At 36.6% G+C, this 18,776-nt stretch carries 21 protein-coding genes; 6 read left to right on the top strand and 15 right to left on the bottom strand.

Translation table 11 applies throughout. The annotated features are described in order from the left end of the window. Positions 1-121: 121 nt before the first annotated feature. Both CSE16_RS06135 and CSE16_RS06130 read right to left on the bottom strand, forming a co-directional pair. The gene (locus CSE16_RS06135; protein ID WP_099423086.1) at positions 122-1,309 is read right to left on the bottom strand and encodes a Ger(x)C family spore germination protein; all 1,188 of its coding nucleotides are present in this window, start codon (positions 1,307-1,309) and stop codon (positions 122-124) included. 21 nt (positions 1,310-1,330) lie between these two features. Next, complete coding sequence (locus CSE16_RS06130; RefSeq protein WP_099423085.1) at positions 1,331-2,944, bottom strand: spore germination protein; 1,614 nt, start codon at positions 2,942-2,944, stop codon at positions 1,331-1,333. Between the two features lie 842 nt (positions 2,945-3,786). Between CSE16_RS06130 and CSE16_RS06125 the strand changes: the two genes are divergently transcribed. Then, positions 3,787-4,338, top strand: coding sequence for a hypothetical protein (locus tag CSE16_RS06125; RefSeq protein WP_099423084.1), 552 nt, complete (start codon positions 3,787-3,789; stop codon positions 4,336-4,338). Between the two features lie 274 nt (positions 4,339-4,612). Here the strand turns inward: CSE16_RS06125 and CSE16_RS21745 are convergent, their stop codons facing one another. From CSE16_RS21745 to CSE16_RS21245, 3 genes are all read right to left on the bottom strand, one after another. Beyond that, positions 4,613-4,723: an SDR family oxidoreductase gene (locus tag CSE16_RS21745; protein ID WP_253896183.1), complete on the bottom strand. Its 111-nt coding sequence runs from the start codon at positions 4,721-4,723 to the stop codon at positions 4,613-4,615. After that, positions 4,707-5,195 carry an SDR family NAD(P)-dependent oxidoreductase gene (locus CSE16_RS06120; RefSeq protein ID WP_253896182.1) on the bottom strand — a complete coding sequence of 163 codons (489 nt, stop codon included), beginning with the start codon at positions 5,193-5,195 and terminating at the stop codon, positions 4,707-4,709. The genes CSE16_RS21745 and CSE16_RS06120 overlap by 17 nt, the downstream gene beginning before the upstream one ends. A gap of 374 nt (positions 5,196-5,569) precedes the next feature. After that, positions 5,570-5,710, bottom strand: coding sequence for a hypothetical protein (locus CSE16_RS21245; protein ID WP_157764755.1), 141 nt, complete (start codon positions 5,708-5,710; stop codon positions 5,570-5,572). A gap of 405 nt (positions 5,711-6,115) precedes the next feature. On the opposite strand from CSE16_RS21245, the gene CSE16_RS06110 reads away from it, so the two are divergent. Beyond that, a complete protein-coding gene (locus CSE16_RS06110; RefSeq protein WP_253896181.1) occupies positions 6,116-6,322 on the top strand; it encodes an antitoxin VbhA family protein in 207 nt (68 codons plus the stop codon). Positions 6,323-6,324: 2 nt separating this feature from the next. Then, on the top strand, positions 6,325-7,053 hold the full coding sequence (locus CSE16_RS06105; RefSeq protein ID WP_099423081.1) for a Fic/DOC family protein: 729 nt from the start codon (positions 6,325-6,327) through the stop codon (positions 7,051-7,053). Positions 7,054-7,291: 238 nt separating this feature from the next. Here the strand turns inward: CSE16_RS06105 and CSE16_RS06100 are convergent, their stop codons facing one another. The 4 genes from CSE16_RS06100 to CSE16_RS06085 all read right to left on the bottom strand — a co-directional run bounded on the left by CSE16_RS06100 (position 7,292) and on the right by CSE16_RS06085 (position 9,801). Further along, positions 7,292-8,128, bottom strand: coding sequence for a coiled-coil domain-containing protein (locus CSE16_RS06100; RefSeq protein ID WP_099423080.1), 837 nt, complete (start codon positions 8,126-8,128; stop codon positions 7,292-7,294). Positions 8,129-8,143: 15 nt separating this feature from the next. Beyond that, a complete protein-coding gene (locus CSE16_RS06095; RefSeq protein WP_099423079.1) occupies positions 8,144-8,446 on the bottom strand; it encodes a hypothetical protein in 303 nt (100 codons plus the stop codon). Beyond that, the gene (locus CSE16_RS06090; RefSeq protein ID WP_099423078.1) at positions 8,439-9,014 is read right to left on the bottom strand and encodes a hypothetical protein; all 576 of its coding nucleotides are present in this window, start codon (positions 9,012-9,014) and stop codon (positions 8,439-8,441) included. Before CSE16_RS06090 ends, CSE16_RS06095 begins: the two co-directional genes overlap by 8 nt. 142 nt (positions 9,015-9,156) lie before the next feature. Further along, positions 9,157-9,801, bottom strand: coding sequence for a BMQ_0737 family morphogenetic spore coat protein (locus CSE16_RS06085; protein WP_099423077.1), 645 nt, complete (start codon positions 9,799-9,801; stop codon positions 9,157-9,159). 226 nt (positions 9,802-10,027) lie between these two features. Here CSE16_RS06085 and CSE16_RS06080 point away from each other — a divergent pair, with 226 nt between their 5' ends. Both CSE16_RS06080 and CSE16_RS06075 read left to right on the top strand, forming a co-directional pair. Next, positions 10,028-11,338: a hypothetical protein gene (locus CSE16_RS06080; protein ID WP_099423076.1), complete on the top strand. Its 1,311-nt coding sequence runs from the start codon at positions 10,028-10,030 to the stop codon at positions 11,336-11,338. A 261-nt stretch (positions 11,339-11,599) separates the two neighbouring features. After that, a complete protein-coding gene (locus tag CSE16_RS06075) occupies positions 11,600-12,238 on the top strand; it encodes an exosporium glycoprotein BclB-related protein (protein WP_253896180.1) in 639 nt (212 codons plus the stop codon). A gap of 365 nt (positions 12,239-12,603) precedes the next feature. On the opposite strand, the gene CSE16_RS06070 is transcribed toward CSE16_RS06075, so the two are convergent. The 3 genes from CSE16_RS06070 to CSE16_RS06060 all read right to left on the bottom strand — a co-directional run bounded on the left by CSE16_RS06070 (position 12,604) and on the right by CSE16_RS06060 (position 15,308). Further along, the gene (locus CSE16_RS06070; RefSeq protein ID WP_099423074.1) at positions 12,604-13,572 is read right to left on the bottom strand and encodes a carbohydrate kinase family protein; all 969 of its coding nucleotides are present in this window, start codon (positions 13,570-13,572) and stop codon (positions 12,604-12,606) included. Positions 13,573-13,787: 215 nt separating this feature from the next. Continuing rightward, a complete protein-coding gene (locus tag CSE16_RS22115; protein ID WP_172954357.1) occupies positions 13,788-14,198 on the bottom strand; it encodes a 3D domain-containing protein in 411 nt (136 codons plus the stop codon). A gap of 219 nt (positions 14,199-14,417) precedes the next feature. Continuing rightward, entirely contained in the window at positions 14,418-15,308 is an 891-nt protein-coding gene (locus tag CSE16_RS06060; RefSeq protein WP_099423073.1) for a 3-hydroxyacyl-CoA dehydrogenase, read from the bottom strand. A gap of 116 nt (positions 15,309-15,424) precedes the next feature. Here CSE16_RS06060 and CSE16_RS06055 point away from each other — a divergent pair, with 116 nt between their 5' ends. Continuing rightward, positions 15,425-16,507, top strand: coding sequence for a response regulator transcription factor (locus tag CSE16_RS06055; RefSeq protein WP_099423072.1), 1,083 nt, complete (start codon positions 15,425-15,427; stop codon positions 16,505-16,507). A gap of 72 nt (positions 16,508-16,579) precedes the next feature. Here the strand turns inward: CSE16_RS06055 and panD are convergent, their stop codons facing one another. The 3 genes from panD to panB are packed head-to-tail and all read right to left on the bottom strand — an operon-like array spanning position 16,580 to position 18,655. Next, on the bottom strand, positions 16,580-16,963 hold the full coding sequence (panD, locus tag CSE16_RS06050) for an aspartate 1-decarboxylase (protein ID WP_099423071.1): 384 nt from the start codon (positions 16,961-16,963) through the stop codon (positions 16,580-16,582). Next, entirely contained in the window at positions 16,956-17,819 is an 864-nt protein-coding gene (gene panC / locus CSE16_RS06045) for a pantoate--beta-alanine ligase (RefSeq protein ID WP_099423070.1), read from the bottom strand. Before panC ends, panD begins: the two co-directional genes overlap by 8 nt. After that, positions 17,816-18,655, bottom strand: a complete 840-nt coding sequence (gene panB, locus CSE16_RS06040) for a 3-methyl-2-oxobutanoate hydroxymethyltransferase (protein ID WP_099423069.1) — start codon at positions 18,653-18,655, stop codon at positions 17,816-17,818. The genes panC and panB overlap by 4 nt, the downstream gene beginning before the upstream one ends. Positions 18,656-18,776 lie beyond the last annotated feature (121 nt).

Below are 18,776 nucleotides of genomic sequence, written 5' to 3'. Positions count from 1 at the left end.
CCCTTCCTTAAAGTTCTTTTATTTTTTAAAAGTAGTTTCTTCCCAGCTAATTTTAAGTTTGCTTTATTGTGAAAACAAATAATTTCCGTACCATAGTTGGAGTGACAGGTTAATGGAAATATTATTCTTTTATCTCCTTTAAGAAAGTTTTATTGATCGTTCCTGTCCGGAGAATTTCCAAGTCTACGTTATAATTCATCGTTAAGTTAGAAAATTCTTCATCCCAGTTATTTTTCATTTTATTCCACTCTTTCGGATTCGATCGATGGATAGCTTCACCAAAACCAAAGATGTCGGCATTAAATTGTTTTTGTATCGATTCAAAAGCGTCATTTGCTATCTCTTCCGCTCGTTTTTCGTATATTTTCTCAAGTTCAGCAATCGTTTCTAAATCATTAATATTAATTTTACATTCTACCGACCCTATATTCCCTTCTACTTTAACATTGACATCAACTTCAGGCTTTCCGTTGTTTATATTGCCTTTAACCTCTGCTTTTGACCGAATGATTTCGATCGTTGCTTTCCCTTCCTTAGGACAAGATATTGGTCTTACCGTTGATTTTACGGTATTTGAAATGAAACTAAATGCTACGGTTTCATCTTCAGTTAACCAGCCTACTAATTTATCCCCTTTAAACACGGCTAAATGATCATATCGTAAATTAGCAGCTGGCGTAATCGATTCCACATTTTGTTTGCTTGATCCTACTTTAGGGTCTCCTATCAATCGAATCCCTGTAATTGCAGCTTCCTTTCCATCACTTATAAGATCTGATATTAGCTCATCTAGATTAATACTTTTCGTACCTGCCCAAGCTTTTTCTGACACATTAAGACTTTTAAACATTTTATTGGCTGGAACGCTTTCGATAGTTGTTGTGACATTTAGTATTTCAGTAGCGGAAATTTCTTTAGCAACTACTACATAGAAATCAGGTCGAACTTCATAATCCCTAGATAATACGTCTAAAGATTCACTTATCCCTTCTTGAGCTAATCCCTCACCAATTACAAGTATTTGTAAATGACCAGGATAAATTTTCCGTGGCGATTCCTTTGTCATTTTTCGAAATGCTTCATAAACGGTTTCACCACTCGCGGTAAAGAGGGTAACTTGTGAACTTCCTGTACCTCCTTTTGCGGATATTTCTGAAGGTACAACTACTTGAGCAGATACAAGGTATTCATCATCAACTTTATCAAATCCTATTGCCACTGCTATCGCGAGTTGATTTAATTCTCGCCGATCCCAACACCCCGAAAGAAATAAGCTGAAAAATAGGATACCAAAAATGCACTTTTTCATCACTAACTCCCTTCATCTGTCTTATTTTTGGGGTGGTGCTGGTTTTGCAGACGCTTCATCTTGTTGCCTAACCATATTTTTTTTGTTAATTAGGCGCGGTCGAGTAATCATTTTCCAAATAGGTAAAACAATAAACGTATCCTTTTGATCGGAAACATTAAATGGCGCGATTGGTGACATATAAGGTATTCCAAAAGAACGTAAACTACATAAATGCAATACAAGGGCAATTAAGCCAATCGTAATACCAAATATACCAAATGTCGCGGCTAACGCCATGAATATAAAGCGTATTATCCTTACTGAAATCGCCATTTCGTAAGAGGGAGGAACAAAACTAGTTATGGCAGTTATTGAAACGATAATTACCATCATAGCTGAAATTAATCCTGCTTCGACCGCTGCTGTACCAATAACAAATGCCCCTACAATCGACATAGCTGAACCAATCGGGCGCGGCATTCGTATACCCGCTTCCCGTAAAATTTCAAAGGTGATTTCCATGATAAGTGCTTCAACAAATGCTGGAAATGGGACACCTTCTCGTTGGGCTGCCAAACTAATGAGAAGTGAAGGCGGCAGCATAGGTTGGTGAAAAGTTGTAATTGCAATAAATACTGCTGGTGCAAGCAAAGAGATTCCAAACGCTACAAATCGAAGAAGACGAATAAGACTTCCGATAACGGTACGCTGATTGTAATCTTCAGGAGATTGGAAAAATTGAACGAATAAGGCTGGAACGAGTAACACAAAGGGTGTCCCGTCTACTACAATCGCTATACGCCCCTCTAATAGTGCAGAAGCTACTACATCCGGACGTTCTGAATTAAAAACGGTCGGAAAAGGAGAGTATGTTGAATCTTGAATAAATTCCTCAATATTCCCACTATCAAAAATTCCATCAATGTCGATGCGATCCAAACGGAAACGAACTTCTTCCACTATTTTTTCATTTACAATGTCATTAATATAAACGATGGCTGTGTTCGTTTTCGTCCGTCTTCCAACGGTCATCGACTCGATTCTAAGGTTCGGATCCTTAATTCTCCGACGAATAAGGGACGTATTGATACGAAAATTTTCAGTAAATCCTTCGCGTGGTCCCCTTACTACCGTTTGGGCTGCTGGTTCTGTCACCCCACGCTCAGCCCATTGTCTATTGGAAATGATTAAAACTTGGGCATATCCATCGATTAAAAGTAACGTATCTCCCGATAATAGACTTGTAATAATCACTTCAAGACTCGTTACTTCTTTAATTTCTCCTACTGTCATGGCAAAATCTTTTAATTCGCTAATAAAATTTTGCTCGGGAGCCGCTTTTTCCTGTAAATCAACATCTTTAAGGTCTAACATAAGCGTTTCCAAAATAAAGTTTTGCAACGAGGCTGTATCAGTTAATCCATCTGTATATAAAATACCCGCTTTAATATTTCCTTCTTTTCCAATGCGTATTTCACGAGTAATAATATCCGAACTTTTCCCAAGGGCATCTACTATAATTTGTATATTTTGTTGTAGAGAAGTTTTTAATTTTAAGACCGCTTTTTGATTTGGCTCCGCAGCTTGATTCGTTTCCGTGCTTTGAGGAATTGACGCTTTTTTATTGTTGTTTTTATTTTTTGAAAACCACATAATTCCTCGCTTTCTTCATACTTGAAAAGTCCTTTTTTATTTTCACGATTTGACTGTACCCCTCATGGAAGGTGGTATGTATTTCTATTTTTAGTATTACTTACTTTTGTTTGTTTAATACTTCGAGTTATATAAAGAAATCTTCTGCAGGTGTAAGTTTTCTAATATGGATTCTAATAAAGTATTTACCTGTTTGGCTGGCTAAGCACATGAGTCACATAGCTTTGTTGCACAAATCTGTACGACTCATCTGTGTGCTTTGTGAAAGGCTAGCCTTTTTGTAAGTTTTCCCTACTGTAACTGTCTGCATCTAGGGCGCCGCTACCGTGGGAGGCGGGAACTTATTTAGGTTTCCGTTTAATATTGAGTGTGGTTCTTATGTTCAAGCTAAATAGTAAGTCCAGTTCATATAGGTATACCCTGGAAATACGAAACATGAAAAGCCATCGATCCATTTTTTCAGGATTGATGGCTATATTAGAGAGTAGTCATTAGGAATTTTTGTATAATGGCGCAATTTGCATACCAGACAAAGATCATTTCAAGTGCAGCTGCGTAGTCAGACTAATTTTCAAACTTACCCATGACGAACGTACAGGTAGGGTTCTCCATTGTGAATAATGTATAGGGAGTTATATAGGTTGAACTTATAAAATATTGTATTTTGCAGCCTATCCATTCGCCACTAGTACGCCGTATGAACATGAAGGATGAAACGCGCGCATTTTGCAGGTTCATGTGGAATGTATAGCTAACGCGAATGGCTATAGTGTTATTTACTCGCTAAAATCTTACATTCAACATATATAAAATCAAACATTAATTTTGGAGGTGCATTATTTTTGAAATACAAAGCACATGAAACTTCTTACATGCATGAACTAGGATCTTGCGGTTGTTCTAACGAAAAATCTCATTGCTATAGTAAACCGTATTATGTGAACGAAGATTATCATTATGAAAAGCCTAAATGTAAAGGGGATAAAGAAATGGGAAGTTATGGAGATTACTATAGAGAAGATTACTATAAAGAAGATTGCCGTAAAAGAGATCATAAAGATGATTGCTGTAAAAGAGATCATAAAGATGATTGCTGTAAAAGGGATCATAAAGATGATTGCTGTAAAAAAGATTGTCATGAAAAATGTGACTGCTGTTGTACAACAGGGATAGTTAAAGAACTAAAAAAATTAGAAGGTGAAACTGTAGTTTTATTAATTGGTCCAAATCCTGTTTTTGCCACGCTAATATCTGTAAACTGTGATATTGCTAAGATAATTTTACTTGCTACTGATATACCAACTGCTCCAGTTACTGAACCTCTTAATATTTTATCATCTATCTCAGTTTGTGAAATAAATGGTGTAGCTAAATTTACTCCACCTGCTGCTTAGTAAAATGCTAAACTTGAAACTGATATTAAGTAAGAATTAATTCGATTTAAGTAAGTCCTAATAATAAAAAAACATACTTTACGCACGATGAAGGCCATCTATCAGATTTCTGATAGATGGCTATTTTGTGCGGGTTGCCTGGACTTTTTTCGCTATTTGGAACTAAATTAAAATGCATTACTACCACCTTCACACCGAGCTTATTTGATTTTGTACCCGGTACAGGTCATTCGAACACTTCCTTGCAAGCCATCATATAAATTACATCCCCCTATTACATCCCACCAGCAACTTTAATATGCTCCATCGTAATCGCTTTTGCTTGTTCTGATGCTAAAAATAGGACCGTATCCGCGATTTCTTCGGCCTCAATAAATCGGTTCATCGCTTGAAACAATTTTGCTTAAAGCTTCTTGTTCGGACAGGCCCTCTTGTTTATTTAAATCATCTAATTGTTTTACAAGAAGGTCGGTTTTTACTGCTCCTGGACAAACGGCATTGACGGTTATTCCAAAAGGTGCACCTTCAATTCCGGTAACATCCGTTAAGCCGATTACCCCATGCTTCGCCGCAACATACGCTGCCTTTTCAGGGGAAGCCATTAAGCCGTGGATGGAGGAAATATTAATAATACGACCAAAATTTGCTTTTTTCATATACGGAAAAGCATGTTTTGTCATTAAAAATGACCCGGTTAGCATAACGTCTAGTAAGAGGTTCCATTTTTCAAGTGGAAAATCCTCTACTTTGTCCCTGTGCTGCAAGCCTGCGTTATTGACAACGACGTCCACTCTATTTTTTTCTTCGATTATTCGTTTAAATGCACTTTCAACCGCTAATTCATTGCGAACATCCATTACAAAACCACTTACGCTTCCGGCAAATCGGTGCATTGCTTCGTCAATTTTTGTTTAATCTAAATCGAGCATGTACACAAAATCCCCTTTATTCACAAACTTCTCTGTCATCGCCATCCCTAATCCACCCGTTGCCCCTGTAATAATAACTACACGCTGCATTTCACATGCCTTCCTTATAATATGTATCAGATTGGAAAATATAGTATATCTTTAAGTTTAATTATGACCTTAAAATAAGTAAAGCGTTTTTCGAGTAAAATCAATACATAGCATAGAAAAACAATCACATTATCTATAATGTATTAATTACAAAAAGCAACGAAAGAAATCACGCGTATTTTTTCCAAAGAAAACGAATTTTTAGGAGGAAATCATTTTGAGAATAATTTTTGGCTCGGTGTCATTGTGTCAGGTGCTATTACAATTGCCGCGTTTGCAATGACAAATTTCTTCACGGCTCCTTTCGATCCGCCCATTGCGTTGTTATTCATTGCATTTCCATTTTTAATCATTATGTATTTCTTTTTTACAATGATGTTTGTATTCGAAAAAATACATGAAAGCCTCCGAATAAATTTTGATAAATTAAAAACAATCTACTTTACATCATTTGTCTTATTAATCAGCTCTACCATTTACCGGATTATCCAATTCAAACAAAAAATACAACCGCATTTTGAATATAAAATCGGCTATTTAAATCCATTTTCAAATAATTTGTTTTTTAACTTTTGGACATTCTTAGTATGTTTATGCCTTTCTGCACTCGGCTCATTTTACTTAAAAATTCGATTGAAGCCCGTTGAAATTTACAAGAACGAAGCGGAAAATTAGGCCGATTTCATGCCGTTTCTTCTATTTAAAAAGCAAGCGAGAATTTTCATTTTATGGTATAATAAAGGGACTAAAATGAAGGGGTGTTAATTACGAAATCCATGAATTCGAGCCCACGAGTAGACCGTCAAAAACGCATTCAATTTGCAGTTGGTATGGCAGCCATTGATGGTGGAAAGCCTACAACCTTCACTCAAAATTTACTGAATCAATATGAAGATGGTGAAATCTCCGCCATCCATTTTAAGCAAGCGATTATTGAAAAATACGCCAAAGGTTCACGCAAATAACGATGGATCCCTACGTTTATAAAAACTCTAATGTGTTACAAAACAAATTAAATATTCAAGATGAACAACAGTTAATTACGGTGGAAGCTCAGCTTTTAATTGCAGGAATTTTAGATATTGACTCCATTTTACCGGAAATTAATTTTAATCATTTCTCTAGCCTACAAAAAATCCATCATCATTTATTTCAGTTAATTTATGAATGGGCTGGCGAGTTTCGTACAATTAACATTTATAAGAACGAAAAAGTTTTAGGTGGCGTTTCTGTTACCTACAGCCATTTCAAACAGATCCAAACAGACTTACAAGCCATTTTTACTTGGGCATCTACAATCAATTGGAGCGTTTCGAATCCGCTGCTTGCGAAAGATTTTTCGACATTGATGACGGATATTTGGCGTGTGCATTCTTACCGAGAAGGAAACACACGGACTGTTTCAATATTTATGAAGCTATTCGCTGATTCGAAAGGGTTATCATTCAACGAACAATTACTTTCTGATAACGCAGGCTATTTACGAAATGCATTAGTGCTTGCCTCCGTTGAAGAATCCCCTGAGCCTGAACATTTACTCAAAATTATCACGGACGCACTCGGTTTAACGGAAATAAAATCCGTAGCGCACGACCAATTGAATGTTGAAAAATATCAAACAATCCGACAATATAATGTTTCAACCTATGAAGAACAGCCTTTTACAATCCATCCAAAATCAAATATAGACGACTAAGTAAAAGAGCCAATCTATTTTCTGGTTCTTTTTTACTGTAATTATTCTTAAAACCTTGATATATAGAATGAAGCATTTTGTTCATGTAGATTGTTATTGTGCATGCATGAAATATGCATAAAAATACCTGTCATCCATGAACAGTGACATTTCATGGCTGGCAGGTATTCATTTTTCCCACTCGCACAACGATATTCAAACGGTCAAATCCCCCACTAAAATACCGGCATGAATGGACTTAATGACCTTCAATCTCTTCCGTAAGCTGATTTAATTTTAGTTCCAACTCATTGAGAATACGTAATTTCACATCCAATTGCTCCTCGAAATCAATGGACTGCTCCAACATTTTTTTCATTTGCGTATCTAAATATCCGAGCAAATGCGTGTTTTTTGCATATTTTCCACTTTGAAGAGATGATTCATTTCGCAGCGGATTTTCATTTTGTTGTTTTAAACTGTTTATTTCGTTTTGAAGCTTTTCAATTTCTTCCGTTTTTTCTTCGTTTTCTTTCATTAAATACTTTTTCATATGATTCGACTCGTTACTTTCTTTATAAGCCTTTTCGAAGTTTTTAACAACAACATCCATCTGTTTACCTGTCTCTTCGGTGAAATGAAACAACTTCTGTTCGAGCTTTTCAATCGCCGTTTTCAAATCGCTTTCTCGAATGACGTTTGTACTTTCTATCTTCGTTTCGAGTTCATTTTGTGCGGTTTTCAACTCATCCGATAATTGCTTATTTAATGTCCTTAACTCTTCCTTATCTTTCAATAAAGATTCAATGGACGCAATTTGTTTTAATCGTTGTATTTCCTGAGCATACATGATTTCATTATGATTTTTCGTTTTATTCTCAATTTCTTTATTTAGCTTCAAAATTTCTATAGAGAATTCTTTATTTTGATTTTGTAATTGACTATTTTCTTCATCGAGTCGTACTACAAGTGAATAATAATCGCTTTCTTGATGTTTTGTTACTTCATTTTTATATTTGGCTAACTCCGCTTTCAAAAAAATGATCAATTGTTGCATTTGGAAAGAATCATTCATATTGACGCTTTCATTATCCACCGTAGTGCCTCCTACTTATGAAAGTTTTTTAAGCTTATTAATAATGTCTTCAAATTCCTTTTGGTTATTTTCGATTACTTCATCCAATTTTGCCAAAACTGTTTCTTCAAATTCGTCACTGACAATATTATTCGAACTCCGCTTTTCGCCTGTTAACAGATGCTCTAAAAGTACATTGAGCGTACTTTTTTCAAAAAACACAAAACTATTATTTTCTTCATCGTTGGACTTTTTTACATGTTTAATCTGCTCTTTCATAAAGTCGCCAATCATCCCCCTCATGAGCCCGTCAATTTGTTGATTATTTATTTCACTCATGTTCATCCTCCTGTATAAAACCGCTACCACTTAGATTGATCGGATTAATCGCAGCAATCCCCTCTTTCAATTGATCACAATACGTAACACCCATAATTGTGCCCGCATACGATCCACTAGGCTCCCATTTTAGCTGGAAGTTTGGAAAGGTAATAGTTTCATTCGGTTCAATGGACGCAATATTTAATGGTCTTAACCAAAACTCTTCTTTATTCGCTCTATCATTTATTCGCTCCCAGCTCGCAGAAAGTTTTAAATTTTGACTAAAATGTTCATAAACATATTGCCCAGAGAAGGTAAATGGCGAATTCTCAGGTAATTTAATGCAAAAGTAAACATTTGTTAACGGTTCATTGCCAATATTACGAATATGATAATTCCCCAAACATAAGCTTTCTTGTTCTGTGTCATGGGAAATATTTAATGATGCCGTAAAGTAGCTAATGACATCGGCATTCGGAGCAATCGAAAGTCCCGCTATCAATTGCCGAATTTCAGATACATAGGCTGTCGTTTGGTTTTGAAGCTCTTCTATTTTTACTTCCACTTGATCCTGGTTGGTAATCACAGTTAACGCCCCCCTTTTTTAATTCACAGTTACAGAGTCCAAATTTTATGTAACGGATACCCATTGTCGCATTGAACGAAAAAAATAAAGAGAGGTTGAACCCTCTCTTTATCGTATGTTTTTTTGTGCTGAGTTAGCACAATTAACAAGGGGGACTTGGGAAAAGTCCGTGACATTGCTTTGGTCGACCCGCTGGTGAGCATGACGTCGGTAAATCTGCTCGTGGTTCACAGTAATTTGCTAAGAATTCGACAGTTACTGGGAATGTAGATTGGATACTTTGGCAAACTGCTACTGTAATGGATAAAGCAGAAAACGTAATCTGATCAACACCTGGTGTAAGCGTACCCGTAGTACATACGAAACAATCCAAATCTGTATACGTAATTTCTACATCTGTTCCATTAGGCGCACACAATGTAACTTGTTCACAGCGCGTAACAGGGATTTTTTCACTCGTAAACACTGCTCCATTAGGTAAGGTAACGATGATTGTCACATTAAAGTTCTTTTGAACATTAAGATGTTGTAAACATACTCGTGAACCTCCGATTGTAAATGTACGATCCTCACGACTCATAATAACAATCGGTTTATGTGCTGCTGGTGTCACCTTACATGTTACAACTGCTCCAGTAAAGTTTACCGATGGCGTGATACCTGGGAAACGAATTGGGCCCGTTGGAGAAATATCAAACGTCAATTCCTTAACAATCCAGTCATATACCTTATCAACGTTGATACAAATGTATTCGCGTCGATCATGTGATGGCTTAAGCTCTTGCATCTTTTTTGGCACCTCCATATATTTTTTTGTCTTTCGTTTGTAGCATATGCTGTTGAAGTTATTGGTGCATGGGCTATTAAATAACTTTGCATTGTATTTAGCCAATTACTTAATGAAGCATTTCCTAATAATCGTGGAAAGAAAATTGGGCGATACATCGGGACATTTGTAACATAAAGAACACATTTCCAATAAAATATTAATGGACTGGAAGGAGTGGAATGCAATGGATGATACGAAGTTGTACGCCATACAAGACATTGAAAGACTGAAACAAAAAATTGCCGTATACAAGGAAACGTTAACCACATTAAAAAAGGGAACTTCAATTGAAGACTTTCTTAATAAGAAGGAGGAATTTGATGGTTTCAAAATACAAATCGCCCATCTTGAAGGACTTACAAAAACAATAGATGAAAAGCAAAACATGCAGATTGAAGGGTATGAGGATAAAGTAAAACAAATTGCGAATCAAATTGACTTACTTAATCAAACCGTAGAAGAGATGAATCAGGAGTTTTCATTGTTATTAATAAAGGAAATGAAGGTTGAGACCAATGATCCTACTGACATAAAAACATCCCCTGGCAAAGAGGAGCCTGCTTTACAAGCTGCCGAGCAATCTTTGAAAATACCCGATGAAGTACCGCAAGTGAAAGAACCATTTTTACTTACAAATCGGCCACCATCTTATATGCAACTGCAAAAATTAGCAGGGCTCGCTCTAAACAAAAAAGAAGATGACACCCCCGAAAATCCTGTTGCAAGTAATACCAATACTACAGATGAACCAGTAGCACGACATTTTAATCATCAATATTTTCAATCCATTAATACGCACCCTAGCCACATGTACAATGGTTTATATAAAAACATTACAAATACTTCCTCGTTTCATTTTAAAAATGAGTCCGCTGTACAGAAAATACCATTCTATACAACTGAGTCTGTTGAAAATCAACCTAATAACTTCGCAGATGCAATCGAAAATGCTACTGTTCCAATAACTGATAAAGTTGAAAATTTTGATACGAAAGCTGATGAGATTGTTGAATCTGCTGTTCAAATAATTGATGAAGTGGAAAGTAAAGAATCGCCAGCAGTTCCAATTGTAGATGAAATCGAAAATATTGATACTACTGTAGATAAAATTAATCAACCCTCTGTTCCAATTGTTGATGACATCGAAAATTTTGATACGACCGCAGATGAAATTGATCAATCAACTGTTCCAATTGTCGATGACATTGAAAATTTTGATACGACTGCAGATGAAATTAATCAATCCACTGTTCCAATTGTTGATGACATTGAAAGTATTGATACGATTGCAGATGAAATTAATCAATCCGCTGTTCCAATTGTTAATGACAATGAAAGTATTGATACGATTGCAGAGGAAATTGATGAAGTTTCGTTGGAGTCTCCAATTGAAGAGATGAGCGCTCAAAAGGAGCCTTTAAATGAAGCGGTGCCTGAGGAGCCTAAAAAAGAGGGATTCAGTTCATTTTTCAATTTATTTAGAAGAAGAAATTAGGTAGGGTATTGTAAGTTGTAAACGAAATAGTCAAAATTCTATCTATTCTTTCTCAACCACCTTGATTATCAATCTTGGTGGCTATTTTTTTGCCCGATACGCCATTAAGCTATTGCTCCCCATATTGTCCGAAAAGGTATACTTTCGAAATGAAAAATGGACTCCTCAATTAGAGATTTAAAAACTATTACATTCGAATAGTTAATAGCCCCTTTCTCTTTCATTTTTGAAAATATGATAATGAAGAAAGGAGGTGTTAAAATGAATTCAAATAATCATATGAAACATGGAGGATGTGCTTGTGGTTGTGGAGGGCACGGAGCATGTAGTCAACTTGGGCCATTTTTGGCTCTTGATCATAATTGTATCGGTCCACCAAAAGAAAACCCTACAAGTACAGGTTCCATCATTCCGTTCTCCTCTGGTATAACTTCTGTTGCATTGGCAACGGTTTTAAATGGTCTAGTTGGGATACCTAGTTTTATTGGATTTGGCACCGCGGTTCCTGGTCTAGTTGTTTTAGGAAATACGATAGACTTATCTGCAATTTTAACCGAGGCTTTCACGGTTCCACGTGCGGGTAATATTACAGCAATATCCGCTTCCTTTACTGCGTTAACAGCCGTTACAATTACTGGTGCAGCTACAGTCCGTGCTCAAATTTATAAAGCACCTGCAGGAAGCACGCTCTTCACTGCTACAAATGCAGCTGTTGATTTAGTGCCAGCCTTCACTGGCCTTCTCGTAGTAGGTCAAACTTCTTTCGCATCAGCGAATGTCGCACCTATCCCAGTTGCACAGGGTGAGCGTTTACTAATGGTATATTCAGTTTCTGGAACAGGAATTTCATTAGCTCAAACAGTTACTGGTACTGCAAGTGCAGGCATCAACATCGAATAAATCGGCAGCACATGTATCATCGTTCTCGAAAAGTACAATATCAAAAAGCAACTAAAACACCATTACTGATAAATTATTGAAGTTGACATCCCATTGTCATGACCATCTTTACCATCGATTTCAAATAATCACCATCCAAAATTATGTAATATTTAATAGCATGAATATCGTACTAAGTTGAGGTTTCCATTTCAACAAGCATTATTCCCTCTATTCTTCATATGTCCGAATTATTAAGTTCGGATACACTTCTTAAGAGCAAAACCCTATGAGATTACTCTATTTGAGTAGTTACATGGGGTTTTGTATTTACTTGAAGAGTTCCCAACCAAAAATGCTGCTATCTATAAGTGAGATCTCTATCACTAAATCAACTTTATTTTTCTCCTCATTACAATTTCATCATAGGTTGGTATTGCCGCAATCGCACCTACTTTTTCACAAACAATCGCCCCTACACAATTAGCAAAGTGCACCATCTCGCATAATGTTTCTAATTCAACTTGCTTCGGGTTTAGACGCGAACTTAATTGAAAGAGAATGGCCCCAACAAATGCATCACCCGCTCCAGTAGAATCAACTGAATTCACAGGAACTGATGGAATCTGCTTCAATTGCTTGCCATTAAACAATATGCTGCCTTTATTCCCTAACGTCACTGCAATTAATTTTGCCCCCATTTCATGCAATTTTTCAATCGCTATTTTCGAATTTTTTTCATTCGTTAAAATAACCAATTCTTCCTCACTCACCTTGATGAAATCCGCCTTTTCAATATAAGGCTTGCATTTCTCAACAAATTCATCTTGTCTATTAATCCATAAATCTGCTCGGTAATTCGGATCAAATGAGACGAAGCGTTGCTGTTGAACGGCCTCTTCAAAAATTTCTCGATAAACATTACAAAATGGTGGCGATAGCAAGGCGGTGGCTGAACCAAAATGGCAAATGGAGTAATCGTTCCAGTTTTCTAATGTGACCTCGTGTCGCTGCAATTGTTCATCGGCACCGCGAAAAAATTGAAAATCTCGTTCTCCATCTTTTTTTCGCGAAACAAAAGCTAACGTTGTCGGGGTTTGAGTGTCTTTTACTAAATGCGACACACCGACACCTGCTTCCGTTAACACTGTTTCTAAAAAATGACCGAACTGATCTGCTCCCACCTTGCCACAAAATTCTGCTTGCCCACCTAACTTAACAATGGTTGCACAAACATTTGCAGGGGCACCTCCTGCATGCTTTTCAAACGTTTTCCCCTGCTTCAAATCCGTCTCGACTTGCTGGCAAAAAAAATCGACTAATAATTCCCCGATACATAATATAGTTTGCTTCATTTTACTTACCTCGATTTTCTTATATTTTAATTACTATGGATTTTACCAAAATAGACGTTCTTTTTACTGGGTTTCTACACTAATTTTATCGGAAAGTTTGGCTGAATGCTCGTTCTATCCAACAGTTTTCAGTTTCTATCCGTCACTTTCGACTTTATGTCCACCGTAAACAAAAACACAACAGAAGAGTTCATCTTCCATTGTGTTTTATCGATTTATTTTAAAATTTTAATTTCTACAGTTTTCCTACCCCAATTGTAGGCGGCAGTTTTCGTTTTCACATAAATATCAATTTTTTTGCCTTTAATTGAACCGCCTGTATCGCCTGCTATAGCAATGCCATAGCCTTCCACCCATACTTTCGTGCCAAGTGGAATGACTTTTGGATCGACTGCGATTAATTTAATGTCTGGGTTTTCCTTTAAATCAATGCCATATGCCGTTTTTCCTGCACAACCTTTACAGTTTGCCGTAAACGCGCTTGCTTCTACATTCAATGTTTTGACTACTTCATAATCTTCAAGTTTTTCTTCGGTTGTCTCAGTAGCTGCACTTGTTGTTTGACCTATTAAAATCGTACTAACTAAAATTAAGGCTAGGCTTAAAATAATTTTCTTTAGAAACATTTAAGTCATTTCCCCCATCTCATTTGTACTTTTTACATTTACTAACTCTTCATATTTTACTCATCTAATATTTCAGAAACATTACAGGAATATTTTTTGCAAATTACAAAATTTTGCCGTTTATTTCTAAATGTAATATTTGTAATTTAAAAGACACAACTCCAATTGAAAAAGCGCTACCTTGATTTTCATCAAAATAGCGCCTTATATAGGTAAAATTTATTTCAACCAATCTTTTTCTAAATCGGCTGGGCTAGGATATTTGTAGAAGCCTTCTCCCGTTGCTGCTCCCATTTTTCCTTGGTCAATGTATTGAGATTTTATTTTCTCGGCAACTTCTTTAGCACCTGGTACACCCTTTTGCGCTTTTGCTAATTGAAGATGGTATGGTGTTTTCATACCTACAATGTCTAAAATACCGAATGGTCCTGTTGGCGCACCTGTCGAAGTCATCCAGTTTTTATCAATTGTATGAGGATCCGCCACATCATTTGCCCATAAGCCCATGGCAGCATCTAAAAATGGTACTAATAATGAATTTAGAATATAGCCTGGTTGTTCTTTATGAAGGCGGAATGGAATCATCCCAATTTCACGTGCAAAGTTTTCAACAATGTCCGTATATTTTGCATCAGTACCTGGATGTCCCATCACTTCAGCCGTATTTTTGCTCCAAATTTCATTGGCAAAATGGAGTGCTAAAAATTTCTCTTCGCGGCCCGTAAACTCAGCAAATTGACTTGGTAACATTGTTGATGAGTTTGAAGCAAAAATTGTTTTTTCTGGTGCTACATTAGCTAGTGTTGTGTAGAAATTTTTCTTAATTTCTACAACTTCTGGAATTGCTTCAATAACTAAATCCGAATCCTTCACTGCTTCTGCTAAATCTGAACTATATGAAAGTGAATTAAACGCCTTTTGTGCACGATCTGCATCATTAAAATACGTACCATATACTGTTACTAATTTTTCAAGGCGTTCTTTTGCACCTGTTAAAGCGCTTTCATTAATATCATAAACCGTTACATTAAACCCGTGGAATGCTGTTTGGAATGCGATTTGACTTCCTAATACACCACTACCTGCAATTGTTACATTTTTTATAGTCATAAAATACCTCTTCCTTTCCCTTATGTCCTCCATAGTTTATAATAATTTTCACATACACATAACCTATATAGACAGGTATATTTCTATTTATTCAACATACAATCGTAGGTGATTTCATGATTTCTATCATACAATTTATTCTTTTTTGTCGTATTAATTATGCACCCTTAGTACAAAATGCAAATTCTTATATTCAACTCAACAACGATTTTTCAACTGAACAAAAATTGACGTTGACACAATTTGTCGACGAGTTTTTACTTTTCATTATTAAGCAGCATGATGTTCAATCCGATGAAGCACTTCAGGTTCAAATGGACTTATTTTTACAAATGCAATTCCATGATCTGTCCGATGAATTGATGAATGATTTTCGAATGATTTTTGAACAAGCAACCATTCGTTTGCTATTTCATCAAAAACATCCAAAAACAGAGCAAATTTTTTTATTTGTATCCAATAGGATGCATTTATTTTTATCGCAATACTATTGCAATCGAAAGAAGCCATCTGAAGAGCCTCCTCAAGATGTTCAGGCACTTCAATCATTTAGTGAATTATTAATTCATAGTTCAGGACCGGATGAATTGCCCTGGCTTATTGAACAAATCAAAAATCTATTTCATTTTAAGCGCTGTGTTTTTTATGAATATATTCCGTGGTCAAATGAATTCCGAGGATTATTTGGTGAAAATTTAAAAACTGTTCAAAGTATTAAGGGAAGACGGTCTTCTACTTTACCTTTTTTTAATAGTTCCAATCCGATTTATTTAAAACATCCTCAAAAATATATCGATGAATGGATGATACAAGATTTTAAGCTTTCATCAATGATTTTTATCCCAGTTCGACATTCCGACCAATTATTTGGATGGCTTGAGCTCGATCAAATAGGCATTGAATTTCCCTATAATAAACAACAGCTTGATACGCTGAGAGTTGTCGGAGAACGATTAGCTTTAATGTTAAATCGGAAACCTGCAAGCCAGCAATCCAATCAGGATAAAGGATTAAATGATAAAGAACAGACAATTTTATATATAATTTCAGATGGCAAAAGCAATAAAGAAATTGCTGAAATTTTATTCTTAAGTGAGTTTACGGTCCGCGATTATGTTCAAAAGCTTTTAGCAAAACTAGATGCGACTAATCGAACACATCTTGTGAAAATGGCCTATCAAAAGGGGTATCTTTCATAAATAGGTTTGCTCTAAACATCAAAAATCCACCATTTAATTGTCTAAATGGTGGATTTGATCTATTTATTATAATTACATCACTGTTGCTTCCGGCTCGTAATCAATCATTTGCTCAATCACATTATTGTCACCCATAATCGCCACAGTTGGATGGTGTTCAGCTACTTCTTTATTATCCACATACACATACGAAATAATAATGACAATATCACCTTTTTGAACAAGTCGTGCTGCGGCTCCATTCACGCAAATTACACCTGAACCGCGCGCACCTGCAATAATATACGTTTCAAATCGTGCGCCATTATTATTGTTTACAATATGCACTTTCTCGTTTGGAAGCATCCCAACCGCATCCAAGATGTCTTGATCAATTGTAATAGAGCCTACATAATTTAAATCTGCCTGTGTAACTTGAGCACGGTGAATTTTACTATTCATCATCATTCTAAACATGAGCTGGTTCCCCTTTTAATGAAAAGATTAAATTATCAATTAAACGTGTTTTGCCAATATATACAGCCACTGCAAGTAGTACCTGCTCGGTTTCAGATGTCACTTCCGTTAAATCTGGATATGACAAGATCGTTAAATAATCGATGCTCCCATCCATATTCGCTTCAATGATTTTTACTGCTAGTTGGATGCTCTTATCAACATTTCCCGACTCAATAAATTCGCGTTTCGCTAATTGCAAAGCTTGCTGAATGGCTGGTGCCTGAGATCGCTCAGTTGCGGTTAAATACACATTGCGGCTCGATTTTGCAAGTCCGTCATTTTCACGTACAACCGGTACAATTCGAAGTTCTACTGGAATATTGTAATCGCGTACCATCGTTTGAATAATCGCCACTTGTTGTGCATCCTTTTGACCAAAATACGCATAGTTTGGCTGAATGAGATTAAATAATTTTGCAACGACTTGTAGCACACCATCAAAATGACCCGGACGGCTTGCACCACAAAGTAATGTCGCTTGATGACCTGCGCGAATGAAGATACCGCCATCATGTGGATACATTTCCTCAACAGTAGGAGCAAAAATAAAATCTACCCCTACGGATGCTGCCAACATTGTATCTCGCTCTAAATTGCGCGGGTATGATTCAAAGTCTTCATTCGGACCAAACTGTGTTGGATTGACAAAAATACTCATAATAACGACATCATTTTCTGCACGTGCCTGTGTGGCAAGTGTTAAATGCCCTTCGTGTAAAAAACCCATTGTAGGCACAAGTCCAATACGCTTACCTTTTTGCTTGTTTTCAAAAATAATTCTTCTTAATGCATCAATTGTATGGATCACATTCATTTAATTACGCCTCCATACAACTGTGTTAATTCTTCTTCATTCATCGTGAAGCTATGTGCTAAAGTAGGGAAAATCGCTTCCCTTACCGCATTTGTATAATCCATTATACCGCGCTCAATCTCGTCCCCAACTTGGGCAAATGCTCCAACAAATTTTGGAATATGGTGCTTTCCATATTGCAATAAATCATGGTATACAAGCACCTGTCCGTCTGCTTCTTTTCCTGCACCAATCCCAATTGTAGGAATCGTTAAAATGTTTGATACAGCTTCTGTTAGTTGGTGAGGAATGCATTCTAATACAACCGCACAAGCACCTGCCTGCTCAACTGCACGAGCATCTTGCAGTAACTTTTCTGCTTGCTCCGCAGTTTTCCCTTGCACTTTATAGCCACCTAGTACGCCTGCTGATTGTGGAAGTAAACCTAAATGTGCCACGACAGGAATTCCTGCTTGCGTCAGCCTTTCGATCACTTTTAGGACTTCCCCAGCACCCTCAACTTTTACGGCATTCGCATTCGTCTCCTGCATGATGCGAACAGCCGTTTTTAACGCATCATTGGGATCGCCATGATACGTACCAAACGGCATATCAACGACAATAAATGTATTTTGCGCGCCACGACGAACGGCTTTACTATGGTGAATCATATCGTCCACTGTGACAGGCATTGTGGAATCATAGCCTAGTACGACCATCCCTAAAGAATCTCCTACTAAAATCATATCGACATCCGCTGCTTCTGCAAATTTCGCCGCAGGAAAGTCATATGCTGTAATCATGACAATTTTTTTGCCCTGTTCTTTCATTTTGATAAATTGTGTTGTTGACTTCATGTTACTCCTCCTTTTTATAAGGAAGAAAACAAAAATACCCTTCTATCTAAAATTAGACAGAAGGGTAGCGTCTTACGTGAAAAAATATTTTAAACGCGTGTTTTCTTCCGTCCCTGTCCAT

Source organism: Solibacillus sp. R5-41 (assembly GCF_002736105.1).
GTDB lineage: Bacteria > Bacillota > Bacilli > Bacillales_A > Planococcaceae > Solibacillus.
This window is presented reverse-complemented; position numbering and strand designations above follow the sequence as displayed.

Bases quoted from the DNA above. Each gene is read 5' to 3' on its own strand.
- CSE16_RS06135 (WP_099423086.1), bottom strand. From the start codon at position 1,309: ATGAAAAAGTGCATTTTTGGTATCCTATTTTTCAGCTTATTTCTTTCG.
- CSE16_RS06130 (WP_099423085.1), bottom strand. From the start codon at position 2,944: ATGTGGTTTTCAAAAAATAAAAACAACAATAAAAAAGCGTCAATTCCT.
- CSE16_RS21745 (WP_253896183.1), bottom strand. From the start codon at position 4,723: ATGAACCGATTTATTGAGGCCGAAGAAATCGCGGATACGGTCCTATTT.
- CSE16_RS06120 (WP_253896182.1), bottom strand. From the start codon at position 5,195: ATGGATGTTCGCAATGAATTAGCGGTTGAAAGTGCATTTAAACGAATA.
- CSE16_RS21245 (WP_157764755.1), bottom strand. From the start codon at position 5,710: ATGATTAAAAATGGAAATGCAATGAATAACAACGCAATGGGCGGATCG.
- CSE16_RS06105 (WP_099423081.1), top strand. From the start codon at position 6,325: ATGGATCCCTACGTTTATAAAAACTCTAATGTGTTACAAAACAAATTA.
- CSE16_RS06095 (WP_099423079.1), bottom strand. From the start codon at position 8,446: ATGAGTGAAATAAATAATCAACAAATTGACGGGCTCATGAGGGGGATG.
- CSE16_RS06085 (WP_099423077.1), bottom strand. From the start codon at position 9,801: ATGCAAGAGCTTAAGCCATCACATGATCGACGCGAATACATTTGTATC.
- CSE16_RS06080 (WP_099423076.1), top strand. From the start codon at position 10,028: ATGGATGATACGAAGTTGTACGCCATACAAGACATTGAAAGACTGAAA.
- CSE16_RS06075 (WP_253896180.1), top strand. From the start codon at position 11,600: ATGAATTCAAATAATCATATGAAACATGGAGGATGTGCTTGTGGTTGT.
- CSE16_RS06070 (WP_099423074.1), bottom strand. From the start codon at position 13,572: ATGAAGCAAACTATATTATGTATCGGGGAATTATTAGTCGATTTTTTT.
- CSE16_RS22115 (WP_172954357.1), bottom strand. From the start codon at position 14,198: ATGTTTCTAAAGAAAATTATTTTAAGCCTAGCCTTAATTTTAGTTAGT.
- CSE16_RS06060 (WP_099423073.1), bottom strand. From the start codon at position 15,308: ATGACTATAAAAAATGTAACAATTGCAGGTAGTGGTGTATTAGGAAGT.
- CSE16_RS06055 (WP_099423072.1), top strand. From the start codon at position 15,425: ATGATTTCTATCATACAATTTATTCTTTTTTGTCGTATTAATTATGCA.
- panD (WP_099423071.1), bottom strand. From the start codon at position 16,963: ATGTTTAGAATGATGATGAATAGTAAAATTCACCGTGCTCAAGTTACA.
- panC (WP_099423070.1), bottom strand. From the start codon at position 17,819: ATGAATGTGATCCATACAATTGATGCATTAAGAAGAATTATTTTTGAA.
- panB (WP_099423069.1), bottom strand. From the start codon at position 18,655: ATGAAGTCAACAACACAATTTATCAAAATGAAAGAACAGGGCAAAAAA.